5 protein-coding genes and 1 pseudogene are annotated in these 4,800 nt (G+C 64.0%); 1 reads left to right on the forward strand and 5 read right to left on the reverse strand.

The features are described 5' to 3' along the window. From VDP82_RS13940 to lipB, 5 genes and pseudogenes are all read right to left on the reverse strand, one after another. Positions 1 to 250: pseudogene (locus VDP82_RS13940) on the reverse strand (molybdate ABC transporter permease subunit); the annotation flags it as partial. Between the two features lie 76 nt (positions 251 to 326). Next, positions 327 to 1,310, reverse strand: a complete 984-nt coding sequence (cysP, locus tag VDP82_RS13945) for a thiosulfate ABC transporter substrate-binding protein CysP (protein ID WP_323015453.1) — start codon at positions 1,308 to 1,310, stop codon at positions 327 to 329. Positions 1,311 to 1,536: 226 nt separating this feature from the next. Then, on the reverse strand, positions 1,537 to 2,868 hold the full coding sequence (rimO, locus tag VDP82_RS13950; RefSeq protein ID WP_323015454.1) for a 30S ribosomal protein S12 methylthiotransferase RimO: 1,332 nt from the start codon (positions 2,866 to 2,868) through the stop codon (positions 1,537 to 1,539). Positions 2,869 to 2,994: 126 nt separating this feature from the next. Continuing rightward, positions 2,995 to 3,522, reverse strand: a complete 528-nt coding sequence (locus tag VDP82_RS13955; protein ID WP_323015455.1) for a DUF4282 domain-containing protein — start codon at positions 3,520 to 3,522, stop codon at positions 2,995 to 2,997. 45 nt (positions 3,523 to 3,567) lie between these two features. Further along, a complete protein-coding gene (lipB, locus tag VDP82_RS13960; protein WP_323015456.1) occupies positions 3,568 to 4,302 on the reverse strand; it encodes a lipoyl(octanoyl) transferase LipB in 735 nt (244 codons plus the stop codon). Between the two features lie 107 nt (positions 4,303 to 4,409). On the opposite strand from lipB, the gene VDP82_RS13965 reads away from it, so the two are divergent. Continuing rightward, positions 4,410 to 4,619: a FliM/FliN family flagellar motor switch protein gene (locus VDP82_RS13965; protein WP_416347121.1), complete on the forward strand. Its 210-nt coding sequence runs from the start codon at positions 4,410 to 4,412 to the stop codon at positions 4,617 to 4,619. The last annotated feature ends 181 nt before the right edge of the window (positions 4,620 to 4,800 follow it).

The following is a 4,800-nucleotide window of genomic DNA, read 5'->3' on the forward strand; positions in this document are numbered from 1 at the left end:
CCCAGGCCAGCAGCAGCCCGAAAAGCCCGTTGAAAATGGTGGCGATGAAGGCGGAACCGAAAGTGATGCGGTAAGCCGCTAAAGCCCGGTTGGAGCTGGCGATGCGCCAGAATTCCGCCCATCCCATGCCGCCCACCTTGAGCAGCATGGCCAGCAGTGGCAAGACGATGATGAGGCTGAGATAGAGCAGCGACACGCCCAGCGTCAGCCCGAATCCGGGCAGCAGGTGCCTGCCGGGTTTGCGCGCCATTCCTTGTCCCCCACGCCTCTTAAAGCATCATCACCGGGCGGGCCCGGTGATGACTGATTGCCGGTTGCGAAGCCGCCTACTGGTTGAGGAAAACCTTGTCGAGCAGGCCGCCATCGGCGAAATGCTCTGCCGTCACCTTGGCCCAGCCGCCAAAGGCGTCATCGACGTTGACCAGCCGCACATCGGGGAAGCGGCCGGCGAATTCGGCGGCCAGGGTCGGATCGCTGACGCGGTGGTTGCGCTCGGCGGCGACGCGCTGGCCGGCGGGCGAATAGAGGAAGTCGAGATAGTCCCTGGCCAGGTCGCGGCTGCCGCGGGCATCGACCACCTTGTCGACGATGGCGACGGGGAATTCGGCCAGGAGGCTCACCGCCGGCACCACGGCCTGGTATTTGTCGGCGCCCAGCAGCTCGACGGCGCTCAGCACCTCGGCCTCGAAGGTCACCAGCACGTCGCCCAGCCCGCGCTCGGCAAAGGCGGTGGTGGCGCCGCGCCCGCCGGTCTCGAACACCGGCACGTTGTTGAACACCTTGGTCAGGTATTCTTCCACCTTGGCCTGGTCGCCGCCGAATTCCTCATCGGCCCAGGCGCGGGCGGCCAGATAGGTGTAGCGCGCATTGCCCGAGGTCTTGGGGTTGGGGAAGATCACCTTCACGTCCTCGCGGGCGAGATCGGCCCAGCCGGCGATGGCCTTGGGGTTGCCGGCGCGCACGAGGAAGGCGGGCAGGGAATAGAAGGGCGAGGCCTGGTTGGGGAATTCGCTCTGCCATTCGGCGGAGACGAAGCCGCCTTCCACCAGCTTTTCGATGTCGGTCACCTGGTTGAAGGTCACCACGTCGGCGGCCAGGCCTTCGAGAATGGCGCGCGCCTGGGTGGAGGTGCCGGCATGGGACTGGTTGACCGTCACCGTGGCGCCACCGGCGGCATAGGCGGCATTTTCGGCCTCGAACAGCTCGCGGGCGATGTCATAGGAGGCATTGAGGATGTCTGTCGGCTGGGCGAGAGCCGGGCCCGCGCCCAGAAGGAGTGCGGCGAAAGCGGAGGCGAAAATCTTGTTCATCTGGCGCTGTTTTCCCAACGATGGCGTGACGTTGGCAGCTTGATGCTATGGCGTTCGGCGCGTCGTCCAGCGGCAAAACGGTGTTTCGGATGACTAATTTACCGCCGGGCGGAAGCGCGACAACGCCGTTGCGCCGCGCCGGCCCCGGGAGGGATTTTGTTTCCCGGATCGAGTCAGGAAAACCGGCCAAGCGGTTGGCGATGAATCGGTTTTCGGCAGGCGCCGCTCAGTTGAGCGGCGTCACCGGCTCGGCAAAGAGGTCGTATTCGTCGCTCTCGGTCACCCGCACCTCGACCATGTCGCCGACCTTGATATTGGTGGCGTTATCGATGATGACCTGGCCGTCGATTTCCGGGGCGTCCCATTTGGAGCGGGCGATGGCCCGGTTGGTCTCGGGCTGCACGTCGTCGACCAGCACCTGGATGGTGCGGCCCACCTTCTTGGCCAATTGCCCGGCGGAGACGTTCTGGGCCACTTCCATGAGCTGTTCCCAGCGCTCCTGCGCCACCTCGTCGGGCACGATGCCGTCCAGTTCATTGGCAGGAGCGCCGGTCACCGGCTCATATTTGAAGCAGCCGGCGCGGTCGATCTCGGCTTCCTCGATGAAGTCGAGCATCATCTCGAAATCTTCCTCGGTCTCGCCGGGGAAGCCGACGATGAAGTTGGAACGCACTGTCAGATCAGGGACTTGGCGGCGCCAGTCGAGAATTCGATTCAGCGTCTTTTCCTGATGCGCCGGACGGCGCATGGCCTTGAGGATTTTCGGGGAGGCGTGCTGGAAGGGAATGTCGAGATAGGGCAGCACCAGCCCTTCGGCCATCAGTTCCATCACCGCGTCGACATGGGGGTAGGGGTAGACATAGTGCAGGCGCACCCAGGCGCCGAACTGGCCCAGTTCCTTGGCGAGATCGTAGAATTTCGCCTTGACCGGGCGGCCGCGATAATTGCTCTCGGCATATTTGATGTCGAGCCCATAGGCGCTGGTGTCTTGGCTGATGACCAGCAATTCCTTGACGCCGGAGCGGACCAGCCCTTCCGCTTCCGCCAGGATGCCGCCGGCGGGGCGCGAGGCCAGGTCGCCCCTGATCTGGGGGATGATGCAGAAGGAGCAGCGATTGTTGCAGCCTTCGGAAATCTTGAGATAGGCGTAATGGCGCGGCGTCAGGCGCAGCCCGGCTTCGGGCACCAGGTCGACGAATTTGTTGGGCACGGGCGGCAGGTGTTCGTGCACGGCCGACACCACCGATTCATATTGGTGCGGGCCGGTGATGGCCAGCACATTGGGGTGGGTCTCGCGGATCAGGCTCTCTTCCACGCCCAGGCAGCCGGTGACGATGACGCGGCCGTTTTCATTGAGCGCTTCGCCGATGGCCTCCAGCGATTCCTGCTTGGCGCTGTCGAGAAAGCCGCAGGTGTTGACCAGGACGATGTCGGCGCCCTCATAGTCGCGGCTGAAGGCATAGCCCTGCGAACGCAGCGTCGACATGATGCGTTCGCTATCGACGAGGGCCTTGGGGCAGCCGAGGCTGACGAGGCCAATTTTTGGCGCTTGGCTCATGAGAGCGTGAATTCCGAAAAGGGAAGGATTGCGCGCGTCATATAGAAAAACGCCCGGTTACGCAATGTGACCGCCTCCCGCCCCATGCGGGGCAGGGCTTCCGATTTCGCCGGTCGCCCGTACGGGTCAGCTCAGATTGGTTGGCGGCGTGCGCTTGGCGGTGCGGCGCGGGGCCTTGGGAGTTGCCGGCTTGTCGGTGGTCTCTGCCGGCGTGGGCACGGCCGGCGGCACGAAGGGCGGCGGCTCGGTGGCGGGGGTGATATATTCGTCCGCCTCGGCATAGTCGGGGTCTTCCCCTTCTTCGGCGAGGTCCCGGATGGCGTCGCGCACCTCGTCGAGCAGCGAAGCCGAATAGCGCGAGCGGTTGACGGTTTCCCCGCTCTGCTCATGCGCCTTGAACCACACCAGCAGCGCCTCGCACAGAATACGCAGGCCGACCAGCCCCAGAAGCCCGAAGACGGCGATGACCAGCAGGCCCCACAGCCCATTGCCGAAGCCGGTGCCGAAGCTCCAGAACAGATGGCTGATGGCCCAGAGCCCGATCGCCGCCAGTCCCAGCGCATAGAGAATGGGCACTAGGCGCGGCGAGAGGATGGCGTCGAGCCGGAACAGGGTCTGGCGGGTGAAGAGGCGTTTCAAATCGTCCAGCGTCATCTCGTCCTCCGAAGCGCGACTCGATTGTTCAGCAACTTGGCCGTGTCAGTCCCGCCTGACAAGACCGTGTTCGTCGGCGATGCGCGTGGGCCCGAAACGGGCCTCGAAGGCGGCGCGCAGCACGCTGTCCACTTCCGCCATGGAGACCAGATGCCCCAGATCCTCGAAGCTGGTCACCCCCTGGTCTGTAATGCCGCAGGGCACGATGCCATCATAATGGGTCAGATCGGGCGCGATATTGAGCGAAATGCCGTGAAAACTCACCCATTTGGACACGCGCACGCCGATGGCGGCGATCTTGTCCTCGCGCTGCGCGCCCTTGTCCGGCCGGGCGACCCATACTCCGACGCGCCCTTCGCGGCGCTCGCCGGTGATATTATGCGCGGCCAGCGTCTCGATGATCCAGCCTTCCAGCCCCTGCACCAGGCATCTGATGTCGCGGCCGCGCTGGTTCAGGTCGAGCATGACATAGGCCACGCGCTGGCCGGGGCCGTGATAGGTATATTGCCCGCCGCGCCCCGCTTCGTAGACCGGGAAGCGTGCCGTCAGCAGATCGCCGGCGCTGGCCGATGTGCCGGCGGTATAGAGCGGGGGGTGTTCGAGCAGCCAGATCGCCTCCGCGGCTTCTCCCGTCGCGATGGCCGATGCGCGCGTCCGCATCGCCTCCAGCGCCTCGGGGTAGGGCACCGGCTCATTAGAAACGATCCACTCGGCCGGTTTTCCATCCGGGCGTGCCAGTTTGCGACTGATTTGGCAGGGGCGTGCGTCTTGCGTTAACATTTTCATAACCAAACTTGCCCGAAACTGACCGCTGGCAGATTCAGCGGCGGCATGGCGCGCCCGAACGGGTTTCGTATCTATCTATGGGCACATTGGACAATATTGAAGTGGATATCACCGTCGAGCTCGGCGCCACGGTGATGCCGATCCACCATTTGCTGCGCATGGGGCGCGGCGCGGTGATCGAGCTGGATGCCTCGGAAAACGATCCGCTCAACATCGATGCCAACAATACGCTGGTCGCCCATGGCGAAGTCAGCGTCGAGGAAGGCCATCTGCGCGTGCTGATCTCGGAAAAGGTGTTCAAGCGCGGCTGAGAAGCGATTCACGCCTCGGCGTCGTTCCGGCGCAGGCCGGAATCCATGTGCCTGTCTTTCCTGGGCTCCAGGTCGAGAGGGCAGCTCGGCACGGATTTCCTTTGCCTCCGCAATTCTCTCCACAACCCTGCGCACGATTGTTGATTTAACCGCTTGAGGTTGTGAGAGACCTTTGCTACAT

This window comes from Devosia sp. (assembly GCF_034675085.1).
Classification (GTDB): Bacteria; Pseudomonadota; Alphaproteobacteria; order Rhizobiales; family Devosiaceae; genus Devosia.

What these genes read in the sequence shown, in the direction of transcription:
- cysP (WP_323015453.1), bottom strand. Translation starts at nt 1,310, where the DNA reads ATGAACAAGATTTTCGCCTCCGCTTTCGCCGCACTCCTTCTGGGCGCG.
- rimO (WP_323015454.1), bottom strand. Translation starts at nt 2,868, where the DNA reads ATGAGCCAAGCGCCAAAAATTGGCCTCGTCAGCCTCGGCTGCCCCAAG.
- VDP82_RS13955 (WP_323015455.1), bottom strand. Translation starts at nt 3,522, where the DNA reads ATGACGCTGGACGATTTGAAACGCCTCTTCACCCGCCAGACCCTGTTC.
- lipB (WP_323015456.1), bottom strand. Translation starts at nt 4,302, where the DNA reads ATGTTAACGCAAGACGCACGCCCCTGCCAAATCAGTCGCAAACTGGCA.